The organism is Curtobacterium sp. MCPF17_031 (assembly GCF_003234035.1).
Taxonomy (GTDB): Bacteria; Actinomycetota; Actinomycetes; order Actinomycetales; family Microbacteriaceae; genus Curtobacterium.
The window spans coordinates 56,747-74,655 of sequence record NZ_QKSG01000005.1 but is presented as its reverse complement, the minus strand read 5'-3'; the positions used below and the strand labels follow the sequence as shown (position 1 = coordinate 74,655).

Sequence of the window (17,909 nt, the reverse complement as noted above, 5' to 3'; positions counted from 1 at the left end):
TCATGACGGGTTTCCGAGCACTTTTTCCGTGACGGTTTCGTGACCATCCCGGACGGTTCCGCGACACTTCTGCGCCGTACGCTCTGGCCACGGGCCAGCCACTGGGCGGCCCGCTCGCACGTCATCCCAGGGGGGAACCCAATGCACAAGACCTGCCTGCCGCCGATCCACCGGATCGCGGCCATCGGCTCCGCCGTCGCCATCGTCGCGGCGTCCTCAGCGTTCGGCATCGGCGTCAGCGTCAGCAGCGCCTCCGCTGACGAGTCGGTGCCGGACACGAGTGTCGCGACGTCCACGGGCGCCGACGCGTCCGCCGGGGTCGGCGCGACCACCGGGGTCGGCGCGCCAGCGACCGGTCCGACCGATCCGGCGGTCGGCTCGGCCCCGGGTGCCGACGCTGGGCCGGGAGAGACCAGCCGCGATCACGGTGTACCCGCTCCGGCAGCCACGCCCGCACCGACAACGACACCGGCTGCACCGGCTGCACCGGCTGCACCGACCGTCCCTCGCGCACCAGCGACGACCACGACCGTCACGCCGGTGGCCGTCACGCCGGTGGCCGTGACGCCGACCGCAGCCGCCGCCCCGTCCGCGACCGCGGCCGGCACCGTCGCGATCACCGGGACGGCCACGACCTGGCACACGCTCCGCGCCGTGACCGACGGCTGGCCTGCCGGCACGACCTTCACCTACCAGTGGACCCTGTCGGGGCCGGTCGTCGGGACGCGCGTCATCGCCGGCGCCACGAGCGACACCTACGTGCTCGGCCACCCGGACGCGACGAGCGACCTGACCGTCGCGGTCACCGGCACCGCACCGGGCGAGGACCCGACGACCGTCACCAGCGCCCCGGTCCACGCGGACCCCAACGACGAGACGACGTTCACCGGCGCAGGTGTCCGCGAGCTCACGGCTCATGCCGGCGAGACGATCTCGGTGCCGATCCAGGCACTGACCGGCGGCCAGGGAAGCCTCCGGTACGGCGTGAGCTCGTCGGCCGACGGTCCGATCGACGCCGCAGCCCTCCCCGCGGCACTGACACTGTCCAGCGACGGCGTGCTCTCCGGGTCCACCACGACGGCCCAGGTCATCGACTTCTGGGTCCTGGCCCGGACCTCTGAGGAACCCGCGGGAGCGCCCGGGCAGCACGTGCAGCTGACGGTGGGCCTGGCGGCGGACACGCAACTACGAGCCTTCGTGACGGACTACGACCCGCCGCACTCCCGCTCCTGGACGGTGTCGGCCGACGGGACGACGGAGTACCTCGACGCGCTCTCGGACGACCAGGCGCCGACGTCCACGCCCATCACGTCGACGGTGGGCTCGACCATCACCGTGAACACCGGCCTGGTCGACCGCTACGGCAACCGCCAGCCGATCCCGGTCATCGACGACGACTGGGCTTCCTCGGTCGCCGGTGACACGCTCGGCAAGTACGACCCGGGCACGGCGGTCACGTTCTCCTCGCCCGGCGTCCGGACGCTCACGGGGACCGCCCCCGACGGCCGGACGATCAGCTTCACGGTCCGCGTGGCGGCGACGGCAACGACTGCCACCCCGATGACCCCCGCGGCCGCCGGTGGCACCGCGTCCGGAACGGGCAGCCCCAGCAGTGGCTCGGCGCCGTCCGGCCACCTCGCCTTCACGGGTGCCGACGAGACCGGGCCGATCGCCTGGGCCCTCGGTCTGCTGGCGGCCGGAGCGGCGCTCCTCGTGGCACGGGTGCGTCGACGTCGAGCCTGAACGAGCAGCTGGAGGGGCGTGTCCGAGCCGGGCACGCCCCTCCAGTGCGCCCCGGGGCACCCGTCGGAACACCGGAGCCAGCCCCATCCGACCGAGCGGCGCGATCCTGAGGGAACCATGTCGGGAAATCCCCGATCATGACGGGTTTCTCGGCACGTTTTCCGTGACGGTTTCGTGACCGTGTCGACCGGTTCCGCGGCCTCTGCGGACCCTACGATCTGGCTACGGGCACGCCATCGGGCAGCCCGGCCACACGTCATCCCAGGGGGGAACCCAATGCACAAGACCTGCCTGCCGCCGATCCACCGGATCGCGGCCATCGGCTCCGCCGTCGCCATCGTCGCGGCGTCCTCAGCGTTCGGCATCGGGGCGGTCAGCGCCTCGGCCGACGAGCTCGCACCGAACGCTGCCGTCGGGACGTCCACCAGCGTCGACGCACCGGCCGACGGCCCGACCGCCGACTCGGCTGCGGACACGGCAAGCGCTGCTGCGGGCACCCCGGCCGCAACCACCCCGCCGGCCCCGACGGCCACGCCCGCAGCGCCGACGCTCCCGGAGGCTGCCGTCCCGGCCACCGCCGCCCCCGCTGCGGCAACGCCCACGCCGAGCGCGGACGCCCCGACGGCGACCCCCGCCGGCACGGTCGCGATCGTCGGCACGACCCGCGCCTGGCAGACCATCTCCGCGGACACGGCCGGCTGGCCGGCGGGCACGACCTTCACGTACCGGTGGGACTTCCACCACCCGGTCCTCGCGAACCGCGACCAGGGCACCCAGCGGACCTACGTCGTGGACCCGGAGCAGGCCGACGGCATCTTCACGGTCACCGTCACCGGCACGGCTCCCGGCATGACGCCGACGTCGGTCACCAGTGCACCGAGCAGCACGGTCGTCGTCGAGGACTCCGACCGGCAGTTCATCTACGGCCAGCGCGTCGTCCCGGTGACCAGCGGTGAGCCCTTCTCCGTCGACCTCGCTCCCGCTGACAACCCTGACCTCTCCTTCTTCGTGAACGGCTCGATCAGCGGCACCGCGGACCCGAGCGTGCTGCCCGCGGGCGTGACCCTCTCGGAGGACGGGGTGCTCTCCGGGACCCTCGAATCCTCGACGCCGCTCCGCGACCAGATCTGGGTCCACGTCACGACGCCGTACCACCCGGGCGGTGGGCTGTCGGAGCGGATCCTGCTGTCCGTCGCCCCGGCGGAGGACGACGGCGGGCTGTCCTTCACCGGCGGCACGACCGAGGACCACGCCGTCCAGCTCCTCGCGCAGGCCGGCACGGCGTTCTCGCACACGTTCCAGGCTTCCGGAGGGCCCGTGGACGAGCCGGTGCGCTACTCGATCGTGCGGCCGGACGGGCAGCCGTTCCCGGCCTCGGACATCGGCGCCTCGTTCCCGGCGGGCATCACGCTGGACCCGACCACCGGGGTGCTCAGCGGCACGGACACCCAGGCGGCCCACTACACGTTCGCCGTCGTCGCGACCTCCGGCGGACAGACCGCCACGCAGTACGTCGACCTCCGCACGGCCCCCGCTCCGGCGGTCGGTGCCCTCGTGACGGTGACCCGCCCCGGGGACCTGCGGGAGCAGCGCACCTGGACGATCCAGCCCGACGGCTCGGTGGAGACCTCCTGGTTCCCGAACGGACCGCAGCACGACATCGCGCAGCAGGCCGGCGGTCGCCCCACCGCGGCACAGGGCTCGACGCTGCGGATCGCGGCGGCGCCCGTCGACGCCTTCGGCAACATCACCGTTCCCCTGGACGGCGACTGGGACGGGCGCACGCCCATCGGTGTGACGAGCGACGTCGCGTCCGACGTGGTCGAGCGGACCGGGTGGAACGCAGAGATCACGTTCCCGCACGCGTCGACGCACACGTTGACCGTGACGACCCAGGGCGTCTCGACCGCGTTCCCCGTCACGGTCGTCCCGTCCGCCGGCGCAGCGGGCACCGGCACCACCGGCAGCCTCGCCTTCACCGGCGCCGACACGACGGGCCCGATCGCCTGGGGCCTCGGCCTGCTCGCGTCGGGTGTGGCGCTGCTCACCCTGCGCGCACGGCGTCGTCGGGCCTGAGCCACGAACGACGAGGGGCGTGTCCGATCTGGACGCGCCCCTCGTCCGCGTGCGCCGAGTGCCGTATGCGCCGAGCTCGGTGTGCGCCGAGCTCCGTGTGCGCCGAGCGTCTTGCGGGAAACCGCACACTCCCCCCAACTCGGGTCACATTCGGGCATCCGGAACCGATCGGTTCACCCTTTACCAATACGATCCGACCACGTCGGGGATTCTCGGCTGATTCATACGTTCCGGCATCTGACCGGACATGGACCCTGGGGGAACCCGTGCACCGCAGCACCGCCTTCGTCCGACGCGCTTGCGCCGTCGGCACCGCAACTGCTCTGATCGGCCTGACGACCGGTTTCGGCGTCATGACCGCGACCACCGCCTACGCCGCTGACGCACCGGCCGGCACCACCGCGACCGGGCCGGCAGTCCCGGGTGGCGACACGACCACGCCGACGGCTCCGGGCCTCCCGGCCGACGCGGGGACCGCCGCCGGCACGCCCACCGGCACCGCTCCGACCGCTCCGACGGTCACGGACCCGACGCGCCCCGCACCCACGGCGACGCCGGCCCCGACCGCCGGTGGTGCGCCCACCGGCACCACGCCGACGGCTGCCGCGCCCACCGCTGCGGCTCCGGTCGCAACCACGGCCGTCTCGACCGCCACGGTCAAGCTCTCCGGCACCGCCAAGGTCGGCTCGACGCTCGTCGCGACGACCTCCGGCTTCACCAAGCCCACCTCGTTCTCCTACCTCTGGTCGGTCGGCGGCGTCGCCACCGACATCGACGACGGCAGCTACGTCGTCCAGCCGGGCGACGTCACGAAGGTCGTGACCGTCACGGTCACGAACACGCTTCGCGACGACTCCGTCGAGGTCGCCTCCGCGAAGTCGGCCGCCGTCACCCAGGACCCGGTGTTCGTCGACGCCGCCGGCAAGCCGGTCACCGCCGGTCTGGACCCGGACGGGGAGCGTTTCGCGCTCGACACCACCGCCGGCGACGCGTTCTCGTACACGTTCCGTGCCACGGGATCGCCGACACCGACCTTCGCGCTCGCCTGGGCCTACCCGGACGAGGCCGAGGACGACGGCGAGGACCCCGAGGGCACGCCGGACGACCAGCTGCCCGACGGCATCACGTTCGACGCAGCGACCGGCGTCCTGTCCGGTACGACCGAAGAGGCGATGTACAGCGAGTTCGCCGTCACCGCGACCAGCGGCGGTACGACCGTCACGCAGTACGTCGAGCTGAACGTCGACGCAGCGGCTGCGGCCGGCGTGCAGGTCTTCTCGGCCGACCGCGCTTCGTTCCTCCAGTACGTGAAGAGCGGCGTCGACGACGACGGGCCCACGGACGGCACGCTGACGAGCTGGATCATCGATGCACGTGGCCACGTCACGACCGAGATCGAGAGGTACCACTTCTCGTCCGACAGCTGGGAGAGCGAGACGACCGACATCGACGGCGGCCGTCCGACCGTCAAGCAGGGCGGCACGCTCCTCGTCAACGGCGACCTGGTCGACCGGTTCGGCAACACGGTGACCGACGAGGACGGCAACTCGCCGGAGCTCGCCGTCACCTCGGACATCGCCTCCGACGTCGTCCGCGAGGACCCCGACCTCGGTGACTACGGCAACTTCCTGAACGTGACCTTCCCGCACGCCTCGGTCCACAACCTGACGGCGGCCGCCGGCGACTTCGCGACGAGCTTCGCCGTCGAGGTCGTCCCCACCGCGACCGCCCCGGTCTCGACTCCCCCGGTGGTCACGCCCCCGGTGGCAGCCGCGCCGATCGGCACCGTCCCGGCCCGCACCGCCGCGCACGCGCACGCGCATGGCCGCCTGGCCTACACCGGCTCCGACGCGACCGACTCCCTGCCCTGGGCGCTCGCCATGCTCGCCGCCGGTGCGGCACTGGTGGGCCTGCGCACCGTCCGCCGACGCGCGCAGCGCTGATCCGGACGGGAGGCTCCTCCCGCGGCCCCGTCGATCCATCCACGGATCGACGGGGCCGTTCCGTCATACACAGGTCGGTGACGCTCCCGCCCCGGACCGGGCGGCGCGGCTAGCGTTGGGGCCATGCCGAGCCTGCTGCACATCGATTCGTCCGCCGACCTGTCCCACTCCCGCTCCCGCGCCCTGACCGCTGCCTTCGCGGATGCATGGCGAGCCCGCGGCCCGGAGTACACGGTCGTCCGCCGTGACCTGCACGTGGATCCGCTGCCGCACCTCGAGACGTCGGCGCTGCACTGGGCGGCGGCGGACCGGACCGCAGACGAGTCCGTGTCCGACGCAGCCGAGCAGCTGCGCCAGGACGTCATCGACGAGCTGCTGGCCGCCGACGTCGTCGTGATCGGTTCACCGCTGTACAACTACACGGTGCCGTCCAGCCTCAAGGCCTGGCTCGACCGCGTGCACATCCCGGGCGTGCTCGTCCCCGGACCCGACGGCACGCCGCAGCCCCTCGCCGGGCGTCCCGTCGTGACCGTCGTCAGCCGCGGTGGCACGTACGACGCGGGGACGCCGACGGAGCACTGGGACCACGCGTCGCCGGTGCTCGACATCATCCTCGGCACGGCGCTCGGCATGAAGGTGCACCCCGTCGTGGTCAGTGCGACCCTCGCCGACCGGCTGCCCGGACTCGCACCGTTGGCCGACCACGCCGCTGCCGAGTTCGCGGATGCACGGGTGGTCATGGAACGCCTGGCGACGACGCTCGGCTGACTTCCCGAGCAGCTGACGTGTGCTCAGGCTCGGCGGAGTTCTCCGGCGCGTCCGAGCAGGTCGGCGTGGAACACCGTCTGGCTCAGGGCGCTCGCGAGCAGGTAGCCGGACATGGACTCGATGCCGCCGCTGAACGGCACGCGTGACGCCACCTCGAACACCGTCGGGCGGTCCAGGGTGTCCAGCGCGTCGGCGACGTGGCGGGTCCGCTCGTCGCGGTGCGCGGCCAGCACCCGAGCCCGGGCGACCACGTCGTGGAACCGGTACTCGTGGCCCGGGCAGACCTCGAGCCCGGCGTACGGCTCGAGGGCGGCCAAGGAGTCGAGCGAGTCCCGCAGCGGGTTCGAGTCGGTCCGCCCACCCAGGCCGATGCCGGAGTTGATCCGGGGCAGGACGTGGTCGCCCGTGAACAGCAGGCCGTCCCGCTCGTCGACGAAGCAGACGTGGCCACCGGTGTGGCCCGGGGTCCACAGCACACGGAGGTCCCGGCCCGGGATCGGCAGTCGGTCGCCGTCATCGAGCAGCAGGTCGGCGAACGGCGCCTCGACGGTCCCCTGCCCGAGCTGCCGACCGGAGCCCCACACCGCCAGGACACCGTCCAACCGGTCGTCGGGGACTCCCCAGGTCCGGGCGTCCCGCTCGTTCTGCTCGGCATCGGCACGGGCGTGCTGGAGGGCACGGACCTCGGCCGGGTGCATCGCGATCGGGGCTCCTGAACGGCGACGGAGCGCAGCGGCCGCGCCGAGGTGGTCGGCGTGCAGGTGCGTGACCGCGACCAGGGTGACGTCCTCCACCCCGCGTCCGATCGTCCGGAGGCCCTCGGTCAGGACGTCGAGTTCGCCGCCGTCGCTCCAGCCCGGGTCGATCACCGCGAGCGCCCCGTCGTCCCCGGCGACGACGTAGACCAGCGTGGCGTCGGGCACACCACCGCGGAACGGGACCGCGAGCGTCCAGATGCCGGGGCGGACCTCCTCGACGGGTGGCAGCTCACCTGCGGCGAGCGCCGCGGCCTGCACGGGGCTGACGGGCGACGGGTTCGACACGCGACCAGCGTAGTGAGCACGGGCCGAGCGGGCGGGGCGGCCGCGCACCGTGCCTCCAGGCCGTCGTCGGCGATGAGCGCGTAGACAGGCGGCATGGAGACCATCGCGCCCATGCTCGCCAAGGCCGTCGCCGCCGTCCCGGATCCGGACAGCGTCACCGGCGGACTGCGGTACGAGCCGAAGTGGGACGGCTTCCGCGGCATCGTGACGATCGACGGCGACGACGTCGAGATCGGCAGCCGCGGGGCGAAGCCGCTCACCCGCTACTTCCCCGAACTGGTCGAGGCGTTCCGCGCGCAGTTCGGCGGCCGCCCGGGCCCCGTCGTCCTGGACGGCGAGGTGATCGTGCGTTCCGGGGAGCCCGGGCACGAGAAGCTCGACTGGGAAGCGCTGTCCCAACGGATCCACCCGGCGGCTTCACGCATCGCGAAGCTCTCGGTCGAGACGCCGGCGCAGTTCGTGGCGTTCGACCTGCTGCACGCGGACGGGGAGGACCTGACCTCCCGGCCGTTCGACGACCGGCGGGCGGCCCTCGAGTCCCTCGGCGCCGACCTGACCGATCCCCTCTTCGTGACCCGGACCACGCTCGACGTCGAGACGGCCCGTCGGTGGCTCACGTCGTTCGAGGGCGCCGGCCTGGACGGGGTCGTGGCGAAGCCGCGGCAGCGTCCGTACGAGCCGAACAAGCGCACCATGCTCAAGGTCAAGCACCACCGCGAGGCCGACGTCGTCGCGGTCGGCTACCGGGTGCACAAGAGCGGGACGGGCGTCGGCTCGCTGCTGCTCGGGCTGTACGACGAGGACGGTGAACTGCGGATGGTCGGCGGCGTCTCGGCGTTCTCCGACAAGCGTCGGCGTGAGCTGGTGGACGAACTCGAACCGCTCGTCGAGCGGGACGCGGACGGGAGGCCCGTCACCGGTGACGGCGAACGGTCGCGGTTCTCGTCGGGTCGCGACACGTCGTTCGTCCGGCTCGCGCCGGAACGGGTGCTCGAGGTCCGGTACGACCAGATGGAGGGTGACCGCTTCCGGCACACGGCGCAGTTCGCCCGGTGGCGGCCAGATCGGCAGGCACGCTCGTGCGGGTTCGACCAGCTCGAGGTGCCGGCGGCGTACGACCTCGACGACGTCCTGAGCTGACACTGCCCGCCCCCATGAACGGGGGTGGAGTTGTCCATTTGGCGCTCGCTCGTCATCAGTAGTTAGCCGAACTAGTGATTGTGTGGAAGCATTCGAGACATCAGGGAAACGGTGGTTCTCCACCCCCTCGAGATCATGGATCGGAGTGGACATGAGCAACGAGATCCTCGTTCGCCGAGCACAGCGCAACCCTCTCAGCGAGGTCCGCGAAGCACGTCACCAGCGTGCCCTGCAGACCAGCGCGATCATCAGCGGGATCGCGGGCGTCACCGCCGCCGCGCTCGCCTTCGTCACGATCGGCCTGGGCGCATGATCGTCCTCGACGGCATCACGCAGGGCAACCGCCGGACCTGGTCCCGCCTGACCCGGCTGCACACGGCGACGGTCGGGTTGCCGCTGCAGACCTCCCGCGTCGATGACGACGACCTGCGCCGCGAGGACTCCGCCTCGCTCATCTGAGCAGGGTCCTCCCGGACGAGCGGGCGCGCTCAGGCCTTCTTGGCCCGTGACGGCTGCACGCGCGGCGGCTCGCCCGGCATCTTCGGGAAGTCGGGCGGGAACGGCAGTTCGCCGAGACCGTCCTCCAGGTCGCGCCGCCACCACTCGAGCAGTGGGTCGATGCTCCGGGGCTCGGCTGACATCGACTCCCACGGGTCCCCGGTCGTGTCGAGTCTCGTAGGCACGGTCAGGATCGTGAACGCCGTCGGGTCGGCGTCATCGAGTTCGTCCCAGGCCAGCGGCGTCGACACCGCCGCGCTCGGCAGCGCGCGCGGGCTGTAGGCGCCGGCCATCGTCCGGTCACGGTTCGCCTGGTTGAAGTCGACGAAGATCCGCGAGCCGCGCTCCTCCTTCCACCAGGCGGTCGTGACCTGCTCGGGCATCCGCCGTTCGAGTTCACGGGCGGCGGCGATCACCGCGTGTCGGACGTCCAGGAATTCGTACGCCGGCTCGATCGGGGCGAAGACGTGCAGTCCACGGTTGCCGCTGGTCTTCACCCACGCCTCCAGTCCGACCTCGGCCAGGACCTTCCGCAACTCGTGCGCGGCGGGGACGGCGTCGTGGAAGTCCGTGCCCGGCTGCGGGTCCAGGTCGATGCGGAGCTGGTCCGGGTGGTCGCTGTCCTCCGCTCGGGAGGCCCAGGGGTGGAACACGACGGTGTTCATCTGCGCTGCCCACACCGCGACGGCCGGTTCGTCGATCACCAGCTGCGGGTGGCTCCGGGCACTCGGGTAGGTGACCGTCACCGCCCGCACGTACTCGGGAGCACCCTTCGGCGGGTTCTTCGAGAAGAACTGCTCGCCGTCGACGCCGTCCGGGAACCGCTGCAGCGAGATCGGTCGGTCGCCGTTGGCACGGACGAAGCCGTCCCCCACGGCCACCAGGTACCGGGCCAGATCGAGCTTGGTGATGCCGAGGTCCGGCCACAGCACGCGGGACGGACTGGAGATCCGGACCTCCCGCTCGCCGTCGGGTCCGGGCACGGTGAGCGTCGTCGCCGGTGTCGCCATGCAGCGGAACCTACTCCGACGACGGGAGCACGGGACGGACCGGGACCGGACCCGGCAGGATGGAGCGGTGACGGCGTACCTCGGGGTGGACCTGGCCTGGGGCCTCGGCACCGAACGACGTGCTCCGAACGAGACCGGTCTGGCCGCGCTCGACGGGGACGGCCGGGTGACGGACGCCGGTTGGGCCCGCGGTGTCGACGAGGTCACCGCCTGGATCGCCGAACGGCTCGGCCCCCGGACCCTGATCGCAGTCGACGCGTCGCTCGTCGTCACCAACCCGACGGGTGTCCGCGAGGCCGAACGCCAGGTCGGGCAGCGGTACGGCCGGTGGAAGGTGGCCGCGAACCCGACCAACCTGGCCTCGGCCGCGAGCGCCGGGGCGCGGCTGCTCGACCGGCTGACTGCCCTGGGCGTGACCTACGTCAGCGACACCGCCGCCATGCGCGCCCGGACCGTCCCGGCGGTGTTCGAGTGCTACCCGTACACGACGCTGGTCGGGGTGGAGGAGTTCGGCTACGACGACGAACGGCCCCGCTACAAGCGGCTCGACACGTCCGTCCCCCCGGCCGTCGCACGGCAGCGCCGGGCGGAGGCGTTCGACGAACTCGTCCGGCGCATGCGCACCACGGTGTTCGACCCGCCGCTCGACCTCGACGCGCACCAGCTCACCCGCGACCTCCGCGACCCGTCCGTGCTGCACGGCCCGACGCACAAGCACCGTGAGGACCTGCTCGACGGCGTCCTTTGCGCCTGGACGGCGTCGTTCTGGGAGCGACACGGTGACGAACGGGTGCAGGTGCTGGGTGGCGATCCGGGCCTCCCGTCCGACCCGCTCGACGCGCAGGGCCGGTTGCCGGCCCTCGTCGCCCCCGCGCGCCGGACGCAGCGTCCCGCTCGCTAGGCTGGACCGGTGAGCACCACGACCGAACCGTTGCGCATCGGGCTGGTCTCGTTGCACACCTCCCCCGGCGACGAACCCGGATCCGGTGAGGTCGGCGGCATGAACGTCGTGGTCCGCCACCAGGCCGAGGCCCTGGCAGACCGCGGTCACCAGGTCGACATCATCACCCGCCGCTCGGCGCCGACGCAGCCGGACTCCGTCGCCCTCGTGCCCGGCGTGTGCCTGCGGTTCCTGTCGGCCGGTCCCGCCGAGCCGGTCCCCAAGGGCGAGCACGACGCCTTCATCGAACCGTTCCGCCGGGGGCTGGCCGCACTCGGGCCGTTCGACGTCCTGCACTCGCACCACTGGTTCTCCGGCGCCGCGGCCCTGCCCGTCGCCCGTGACCGCGGCGTGCCGCACGTCCAGTCGTTCCACTCGATCGCCGCTGACAGCGCGACACCGCTCTCCGAGGGTGAGCGCCCGGAGTCCGCTGGTCGGATGGCCGGCGAAGAACGCCTCGCGCGCGAGTCCGACGCCGTGGTCGTCGTCAGCGAAGCCGAGGCCCACACGGTCCGCGCCCGACTCGGCGGCGACCCCGCGCGCGTCTGGATCGTGCCGCCGGGGGTCGACGGGTCGGTGTTCCGACCGGCCAGCGTCGGCGCACGCCGGGCGACCGCCCCCTACGTGGTCGCCGCGGCCCGCGTGCAGCCGCTCAAGGGCCTCGACCTGGCGATCGAGGCCATCGCCGGGATCGACCAGGAGGCCCGCCCCACCCTCGTCATCGCCGGGGACGCCTCGAGCGAAGCGGGCGACCACGTGACCGAACTGCGTCGGCTCGCCGAGTCGCGGGGCATCGCCGACCGCGTCACCTTCATCGGACCCCAGTCCCGTGCCGACCTGGCGTTCCTGTTCCGCGGAGCAGCGGCCGTGCTCGTGCCGTCGCACTCCGAGACGTACGGCCTGGTGGCGCTCGAGGGCTCCGCATCCGGGGTGCCCGTCGTGGCCGCCGCCGCCGGAGGCCTCCGCGAAGCCGTGGTCGACGGCGAGACCGGGGTGGTCCTCGAGTCCCGCGACCCCGCGGTCTGGGCGTCGGAGATCCAGCGCATCCTGACCGAGCCGGAGTACGCCGCTGCCCTGGCCTCCGCCGGGCGGGAGCACGCCGAACGTCTCAGCTGGGAGCGGTCGGCGGCCGGACTCGAGCAGGTCTACCTGCGGGTCCTCGGGCGCTGACGGAACTGCTCGTGTCGGACCCGGTGCTCGACCCCGCGCTCGACCTCACCGCGTTCTGGGACGCCCTCGACGGTGTGCCGACCGCTGCCGATGCCGAGGCGCTGTTCGTCGCGGGCGGTTCCGATCCGGGCTCGCGCGCGGCCGGTGCGCTGCGGCGGGCGAACCTCGACCGCTACCTGCAGCGCTTCGGACCCGCGGCCGAAACGATCCTGGTCGCCGAGGCACCCGGCTGGCGCGGCATGACGAACACCGGCATCCCGTTCACGAGCATGCGGGAGCTGCAAGACCCCGACGGGCTGTTCGCCGATGTGCCCTTCGCGCTGCCGCCCGAGCCGACGGCCCCGTGGGAGGCGTCCTCCCGGGTCGTGCACGCTGCGCTGCGCGGCTGGCACGGCCCCCTGCCGGTGCTCTGGGCGGTGTTCCCGCACCACCCGTTCGTCGCCCCGGACCGGCTGACGAACCGGACGCCGCGTCCGGCCGAGGTCCGCGACGGTGCCCCGGTCGCGCTCGCGCTGGCCGAGGCCGTGGGCGCCCGGCGGTTCGTCGCGGTCGGACGGAAGGCACAGGGAGCACTCGCGAGCGCCGGCATCGACGCGATCGCGGTCCGGCACCCGGCACAGGGCGGTGCGACGCAGTTCACACAGCAGTTGGCGGCACTGCGCTGACGCAGACGGTTGCCCGTGCCGGTCAGTGGCGGTTGCCGTGCCGCTCAGTGCCGGTTGCCGTGCCGGTCGGTGCCGGTTGCCGTGCCGGTCAGGCCGACCGGACCTCCACGCCCTTCGCGGCGAGCGCGTCCGACACGTGCGCCGGCAGCGGAGCCGCCGCATAGACGACCTTGAGCGACGGCAGGTCGACGAGGTCGTCCCAGTTCTGCGGGTCGTAGCGGTCGTCGGAGCCGTCCCAGCCCGGGTGCAGGTCCTGCAGGATCTCGAGGTCCGAGTCCACCGTCAGTTCGGTGACCAGGTCGAGCTGCGACGGCAGCAGGTCGAGGTCGTCGTAGTACTCACGGGCCCGGTCGTCCTGGCCGTCCACGTCCTCGTCGTCCACCACCGCGTCCTCGTCGTCGTCGTCCCCGTCGTAGGGCTCGATGACGTCCAGGTCGTAGCAGAGCACGTCGAGGACGAGCAGCTTCGCGTTGAAGTCCGCGAACTCGATCGGTTCTTCGGTGGTCGTCGACGCCTCGTCCATGCAGGGCAGCGTATCGACCGGCCGCTGGCCCTGTCCGCCCCGACCGATTTTGCTGTGGGACTGGACAGGAACGGTTCAGCAGGAACAGGGTGATGCATGGCGACCACGACGAAGACCGAGCGCGACCCGGGGCAGCAGACCGAGCTCCGCCGTGTGATCGGTCCGAAACTCCTGCTCCTGTTCATCGTCGGGGACATCCTCGGCACCGGCGTGTACGCCCTCACCGGGCAGGTCGCGGCCGAGGTCGGCGGGGCCGCGTGGCTGCCGTTCCTCATCGCGTTCTCGGTGGCGCTGCTCACGGCGTTCTCGTACCTCGAGCTCGTGACGAAGTACCCGCAGACGGCGGGTGCGGCGCTCTACGTGCACAAGGCGTTCGGCGTCCACTTCGTCACGTTCATCGTGACGTTCATCGTGATGTGTTCCGGCATCACCTCGGCGTCGACGGCGTCCCGGGCGTTCGCCGCGAACCTGGGCGTCGGGTTCGGCCTGGAGCTGCCGAACACCGTCGTGATGCTCATCGCGATGGGCTTCATGCTCGCCGTGATGGCGGTGAACTTCCGTGGCGTCAGCGAGAGCGTGAAGACGAACGTGGTGCTGACCCTCGTCGAGCTCTCGGGTCTGGTGCTCGTGATCCTGGTCGGTTTCACCGCGATCGCCGGTGGCAACGCGGACTTCTCCCGCGTGGTGATGTTCGAGACGCCCGAGGACAAGAGCCTGCTGCTGAGCATCTCGACCGCGACGTCCCTGGCGTTCTTCGCGATGGTCGGTTTCGAGGACTCGGTGAACATGGCCGAGGAGACCAAGGACCCGTCGCGGATCTTCCCCCGCGTCATGCTGACGGGCCTCGGCATCACCGCCGTGATCTACGTCCTGGTGTCGATCTGCGCCGTGGCCGTCGTGCCGATCGGTGAGCTGGCCGGCAACGAGACGCCGCTGGTCACCGTCGTGCAGACCGCCGCGCCGGACTTCCCGATCGGTGCCGTCCTGCCGTTCATCTCGATGTTCGCCGTCGCCAACACCGCGCTGATCAACATGATGATGGCGTCCCGGCTGCTGTACGGCATGAGCAAGCAGGGCGTGCTGCCGGGCTTCCTCGGCCGGGTCTCCCCCGCGCGCCGCACCCCGTCGAACGCCATCGTCTTCACGACCCTGATCTCGCTTGCCCTGATCGGCTGGGTGTCGCTCGACCCGGAGTCGCCGATCGTGGTGATCCTCGGCGGGACCACCTCGCTGCTGCTGCTCGCGGTGTTCGCGGTGGTGAACACCTCGGTGCTGGTGCTCCGCCGCGACCGCGTCGGCCACCGGCACTTCAAGGCCGGGGTCGTGATCCCGGTGATCGGCATCGTCGCCTGCCTGTGGCTCGTGCTGCCGTTCTCGTCCGGCCGCGCGTGGGAGCAGTACCAGATCGCCGGTGCGCTGCTGGCGCTCGGTATCGTGCTCTGGCTCGTGACGTGGTTCACCCACGGCCGGAAGACCGCCGAGAAGGCGCCGACCGGAGTCGTGACGGAACCGACTGCCGTGCAGCGGGACGCCCGGGAGGACCACGATCGCTGACACCGGCCGCTGACCCGCTCCACCGTGGCGACGCAGGAGGCCCGGCACCCGCACGGGTGCCGGGCCTCTCTGGCCTCCGGACGTCAGCTCCGGCGGGCCGGCATCCCGAGGGGACCGGGCGTGCGCTCGACGGCACGGACGGCGAGCGCACGCATCCAGTCGAGTCGCTTGCCCGGCCACCCGTGCACCAGGACAGTCCACTGCTCCGGCAGCGCCGACGCCCCGGCGAGCGCCCCGGCCAGTCCGCCGGTGATCGCGGCGACGGTGTCGGTGTCCCCGCCGCCGCGGACCGCACGTTCGAGAGTGTCCACGACGCCGTCGCCGAGGGTGATCGCGGCGACCGCGGCCTGTAGCGACGCGACGACCCATCCGTTGCGAGCCGTGTGGTCCTCGGGCGTCGAGGACTCGGCCTCGGCGATCCGGTCGAGCCACAGGGTCCGGCGCTCCCGCGGCAGCATCGGCACACCGCGTCGGACGTCGAGCCGGCCCCGGCGGATCGCGTGCCGGATCGCCACGGTCCAGAGGACGCAGGCGTCCCCGGCGTCGTCCTCGTGGTGGGTGAGGTCGCTGACCCGTCGGGCGGCGACGGCGAGGGGCTTCTTCGCGCCGTCACCGAGGAACCCGAGCACGAGCGGCGTCGTCCGCATCAGCGACCCGTTGCCCGCCGACTGCCCGTTCTGCTCGTGCACGGCGCGGGCGGCGGCCTTCGCGGCGTCCTCGGTGTTGGCCGACATCCGCCCGAGCACCGCCCGGGTCTGCGCACCGACGTCCGGCGCGTCCTGCGCCCAGTCGGACCAGGCCGCGAGCAGCCGCCCGTGGGTGCGGGGTTCGTTCCACCGGGCACCGTTCGCGACCGCTTCCAGCACCGGGATCGCCATGCTGGTGTCGTCGGTCCACTCCCCCGGTTCCCACCCGAAGGGACCGCCGCCGCGCATCTCGACGGGGTGGTCGGCGGCCAGTGCCGGGCCGAACTCGTACGGTGCCCCCAGGGCGTCCCCGCACGCACTGGCCAACACGGCGCCGAGCGCCCGGTCCTGCATCGCTGTGTCCATGGTTCCCTCCGCGCTCCACGCTAGTGCCGCGAACCGGGGGCATGTCGGCACGTGTGTCGTCCAGTCGGAACGCCTAGCCTCGTCGTACCGGACTCCGGTCCGGCCCGCTCCAGCCCGCCGAGGCCCCCACCCCGCTCCACCTGACGAAGGACCGCACCATGCGCCGTGCCGGCATCGCACTCGCGTCGGTCTTCGGCGTCGGTGTGGTCGCCGCGGTCATCGGGGTCATCGTCCTGATCGTCGTCGCGGTGAACTCGTTGAGCGGGCTGGCGTCGTCCTCGGCGACACCCCGGGCGCTCACCTGCCCGGCCGCGGCTGCGCAGACCGTCGGTGGCGTCGTGGTGCCGGCAGGGCCGGTCGGTGGCTTCTGCCAGGACCGTCTGGTGAACGCCGCGCAGGTGATCCGGGCCGCTCGTGACCTGGGCATCGGCCCGCACACCCAGGCGGTCGGCGTGATGACCGCGATCGGCGAGTCCGGGCTCGTGAACCTGGACCGTGGCGACGCCGTCGGTCCGGACAGCCGCGGGATCTTCCAGCAGCGGGACAACGGCGCCTGGGGCACGTACGAGCAGCGGATGGACCCGTACACCGCGGCGTCGATGTTCTACGCGAAGCTCGTCAAGGTGCCCGGGTGGAAGACCATGACGCCGACGCAGATGGCGCACGCGGTGCAGGTGAACGCCGACCCCGACCACTACGCGAAGTACTGGCCGACGGCGAAGCGCGTGGTCGAGGGCCTGACCGGCGAGACCGTCCCGGACGCGGCGCCCCAGAACTGACCGGCACAGGGCTGACGAGCACGGGACTGAGCCCGGGCCGTTCACGCCGCTGCCGAAGCGACCGGCTCGTCGTCGTCGAGCTCCACCATGGACGCCCCATCGTCGTGCACCACGACCTGCCCGCGCAGTCGTACATCGTGTTCGTCGAGGGTGCAGGCCATCGCGTCGACCCATTCCCAGTCGACCGGGAACAACCCCGTGGCACCCGGCCGTTCCCAGGCGAGGACGACCTCCGCCGCGCCGACCTGTCGGACGACGTCCTCGACCAGGGCGCCGAAGTCCTCGACCTGGTCGTCGGGTTGGTACGGCAGGTCGGCGACGGGCAGCACGAGCTGCACCGGGATGCCGCGGGCGCTGAGGAACAGCACCCAGCACTGTCGTCGGACAGGGGTCTCGAGGAGCGCGACGACGAGGTCGACCACGTCGTCGTCGGTACGGACTGCGGTTCGCTCGAGTCGCTCGAGCACATCGGTGTCTGGCATGCCCCGAGCCTGGCCGTCCACCCTGCTCCCGCGGAGGCCGGAGCACCTCGCTGTGGACAACGACCACCAAGCCCAGGGATGTGCAGGACCGATCAGATCCCGATCGAGACCGCCCCGCCGGCCAGCAGCCGTGCCACGACGAAGACCACCACGAGCATCCCGAGCCCGAGGAGCGCCACCGGCCAGGTCAGGCGCCGGCGCACCAGCCGGAGCACGCACAGCACGAGGGTGACGAGGAACACCAGGGCGACGACCACCGGGCCGAGCGTCACGACCGTACCGCCGAGCCCTTCGTCGCACCGGTTGCCGGGCGCGTCGCACGACCCGAACGAGAGCGCCATGAACTGGATCCCGCGACTCGCGACGACGGTCGCGACCGCACCGAGCAGCAGCAGGACGACGGTCGCGACCACGTCGGCGACGCGACGGCCACCGCGCAGGCCGGGACGGGCCTCCCGGCCGCCGGCAGGATCCGGACCGGACCGCCCGTCGTCGCCCGCGCGTGTCACGACCGATCCCCGAT

The 17,909-nt window shown here is 72.3% G+C and carries 18 protein-coding genes; 12 read left to right on the top strand and 6 right to left on the bottom strand.

Annotation, left to right across the window (positions count from 1 at the left end):
* The first annotated feature begins 141 nt into the window (after positions 1-141).
* The 4 genes from DEJ31_RS09160 (at position 142) to DEJ31_RS09145 (ending at position 6,530) form a co-directional block, all read left to right on the top strand.
* On the top strand, positions 142-1,743 hold the full coding sequence (locus DEJ31_RS09160; protein WP_181433497.1) for a hypothetical protein: 1,602 nt from the start codon (positions 142-144) through the stop codon (positions 1,741-1,743).
* Positions 1,744-2,019: 276 nt separating this feature from the next.
* A complete protein-coding gene (locus tag DEJ31_RS09155; RefSeq protein ID WP_111121725.1) occupies positions 2,020-3,819 on the top strand; it encodes a putative Ig domain-containing protein in 1,800 nt (599 codons plus the stop codon).
* A gap of 266 nt (positions 3,820-4,085) precedes the next feature.
* The gene (locus DEJ31_RS09150) at positions 4,086-5,762 is read left to right on the top strand and encodes a putative Ig domain-containing protein (protein ID WP_111121724.1); all 1,677 of its coding nucleotides are present in this window, start codon (positions 4,086-4,088) and stop codon (positions 5,760-5,762) included.
* 123 nt (positions 5,763-5,885) lie between these two features.
* Positions 5,886-6,530, top strand: a complete 645-nt coding sequence (locus tag DEJ31_RS09145) for an FMN-dependent NADH-azoreductase (RefSeq protein WP_111121723.1) — start codon at positions 5,886-5,888, stop codon at positions 6,528-6,530.
* 23 nt (positions 6,531-6,553) lie between these two features.
* On the opposite strand, the gene DEJ31_RS09140 is transcribed toward DEJ31_RS09145, so the two are convergent.
* The gene (locus tag DEJ31_RS09140) at positions 6,554-7,573 is read right to left on the bottom strand and encodes an MBL fold metallo-hydrolase (protein ID WP_181433496.1); all 1,020 of its coding nucleotides are present in this window, start codon (positions 7,571-7,573) and stop codon (positions 6,554-6,556) included.
* Positions 7,574-7,666: 93 nt separating this feature from the next.
* Between DEJ31_RS09140 and DEJ31_RS09135 the strand changes: the two genes are divergently transcribed.
* The 3 genes from DEJ31_RS09135 to DEJ31_RS17180 all read left to right on the top strand — a co-directional run bounded on the left by DEJ31_RS09135 (position 7,667) and on the right by DEJ31_RS17180 (position 9,172).
* Positions 7,667-8,713, top strand: coding sequence for an ATP-dependent DNA ligase (locus tag DEJ31_RS09135; protein WP_111121722.1), 1,047 nt, complete (start codon positions 7,667-7,669; stop codon positions 8,711-8,713).
* A 151-nt stretch (positions 8,714-8,864) separates the two neighbouring features.
* Entirely contained in the window at positions 8,865-9,026 is a 162-nt protein-coding gene (locus tag DEJ31_RS17185; RefSeq protein ID WP_166779260.1) for a hypothetical protein, read from the top strand.
* Positions 9,023-9,172, top strand: coding sequence for a hypothetical protein (locus DEJ31_RS17180; protein WP_181433495.1), 150 nt, complete (start codon positions 9,023-9,025; stop codon positions 9,170-9,172). The genes DEJ31_RS17185 and DEJ31_RS17180 overlap by 4 nt, the downstream gene beginning before the upstream one ends.
* A gap of 29 nt (positions 9,173-9,201) precedes the next feature.
* Here the strand turns inward: DEJ31_RS17180 and ligD are convergent, their stop codons facing one another.
* Positions 9,202-10,221, bottom strand: coding sequence for a non-homologous end-joining DNA ligase (ligD, locus tag DEJ31_RS09130; RefSeq protein WP_111121721.1), 1,020 nt, complete (start codon positions 10,219-10,221; stop codon positions 9,202-9,204).
* 67 nt (positions 10,222-10,288) lie between these two features.
* On the opposite strand from ligD, the gene DEJ31_RS09125 reads away from it, so the two are divergent.
* Genes DEJ31_RS09125 through DEJ31_RS09115 form a run of 3 tightly spaced genes read left to right on the top strand, consistent with a single transcriptional unit; the run spans position 10,289 to position 12,996 of the window.
* The gene (locus tag DEJ31_RS09125) at positions 10,289-11,122 is read left to right on the top strand and encodes a DUF429 domain-containing protein (protein ID WP_181433494.1); all 834 of its coding nucleotides are present in this window, start codon (positions 10,289-10,291) and stop codon (positions 11,120-11,122) included.
* A 9-nt stretch (positions 11,123-11,131) separates the two neighbouring features.
* Positions 11,132-12,331 carry a glycosyltransferase gene (locus tag DEJ31_RS09120; protein ID WP_111121720.1) on the top strand — a complete coding sequence of 400 codons (1,200 nt, stop codon included), beginning with the start codon at positions 11,132-11,134 and terminating at the stop codon, positions 12,329-12,331.
* An 11-nt stretch (positions 12,332-12,342) separates the two neighbouring features.
* On the top strand, positions 12,343-12,996 hold the full coding sequence (locus DEJ31_RS09115; RefSeq protein ID WP_258366239.1) for a uracil-DNA glycosylase: 654 nt from the start codon (positions 12,343-12,345) through the stop codon (positions 12,994-12,996).
* An 88-nt stretch (positions 12,997-13,084) separates the two neighbouring features.
* Here the strand turns inward: DEJ31_RS09115 and DEJ31_RS09110 are convergent, their stop codons facing one another.
* A complete protein-coding gene (locus DEJ31_RS09110; RefSeq protein ID WP_110903040.1) occupies positions 13,085-13,519 on the bottom strand; it encodes a DUF6892 domain-containing protein in 435 nt (144 codons plus the stop codon).
* A gap of 96 nt (positions 13,520-13,615) precedes the next feature.
* Here DEJ31_RS09110 and DEJ31_RS09105 point away from each other — a divergent pair, with 96 nt between their 5' ends.
* Positions 13,616-15,073, top strand: a complete 1,458-nt coding sequence (locus tag DEJ31_RS09105) for an APC family permease (protein ID WP_111121719.1) — start codon at positions 13,616-13,618, stop codon at positions 15,071-15,073.
* Between the two features lie 83 nt (positions 15,074-15,156).
* Here the strand turns inward: DEJ31_RS09105 and DEJ31_RS09100 are convergent, their stop codons facing one another.
* Entirely contained in the window at positions 15,157-16,125 is a 969-nt protein-coding gene (locus DEJ31_RS09100) for an ADP-ribosylglycohydrolase family protein (RefSeq protein WP_111121718.1), read from the bottom strand.
* A 158-nt stretch (positions 16,126-16,283) separates the two neighbouring features.
* Between DEJ31_RS09100 and DEJ31_RS09095 the strand changes: the two genes are divergently transcribed.
* Positions 16,284-16,904 carry a hypothetical protein gene (locus DEJ31_RS09095; RefSeq protein WP_110903037.1) on the top strand — a complete coding sequence of 207 codons (621 nt, stop codon included), beginning with the start codon at positions 16,284-16,286 and terminating at the stop codon, positions 16,902-16,904.
* Positions 16,905-16,945: 41 nt separating this feature from the next.
* Here the strand turns inward: DEJ31_RS09095 and DEJ31_RS09090 are convergent, their stop codons facing one another.
* The gene (locus DEJ31_RS09090; RefSeq protein ID WP_146240706.1) at positions 16,946-17,386 is read right to left on the bottom strand and encodes a hypothetical protein; all 441 of its coding nucleotides are present in this window, start codon (positions 17,384-17,386) and stop codon (positions 16,946-16,948) included.
* 92 nt (positions 17,387-17,478) lie between these two features.
* Entirely contained in the window at positions 17,479-17,895 is a 417-nt protein-coding gene (locus DEJ31_RS09085) for a DUF6264 family protein (RefSeq protein ID WP_111121717.1), read from the bottom strand.
* Between the last annotated feature and the right edge of the window lie 14 nt (positions 17,896-17,909).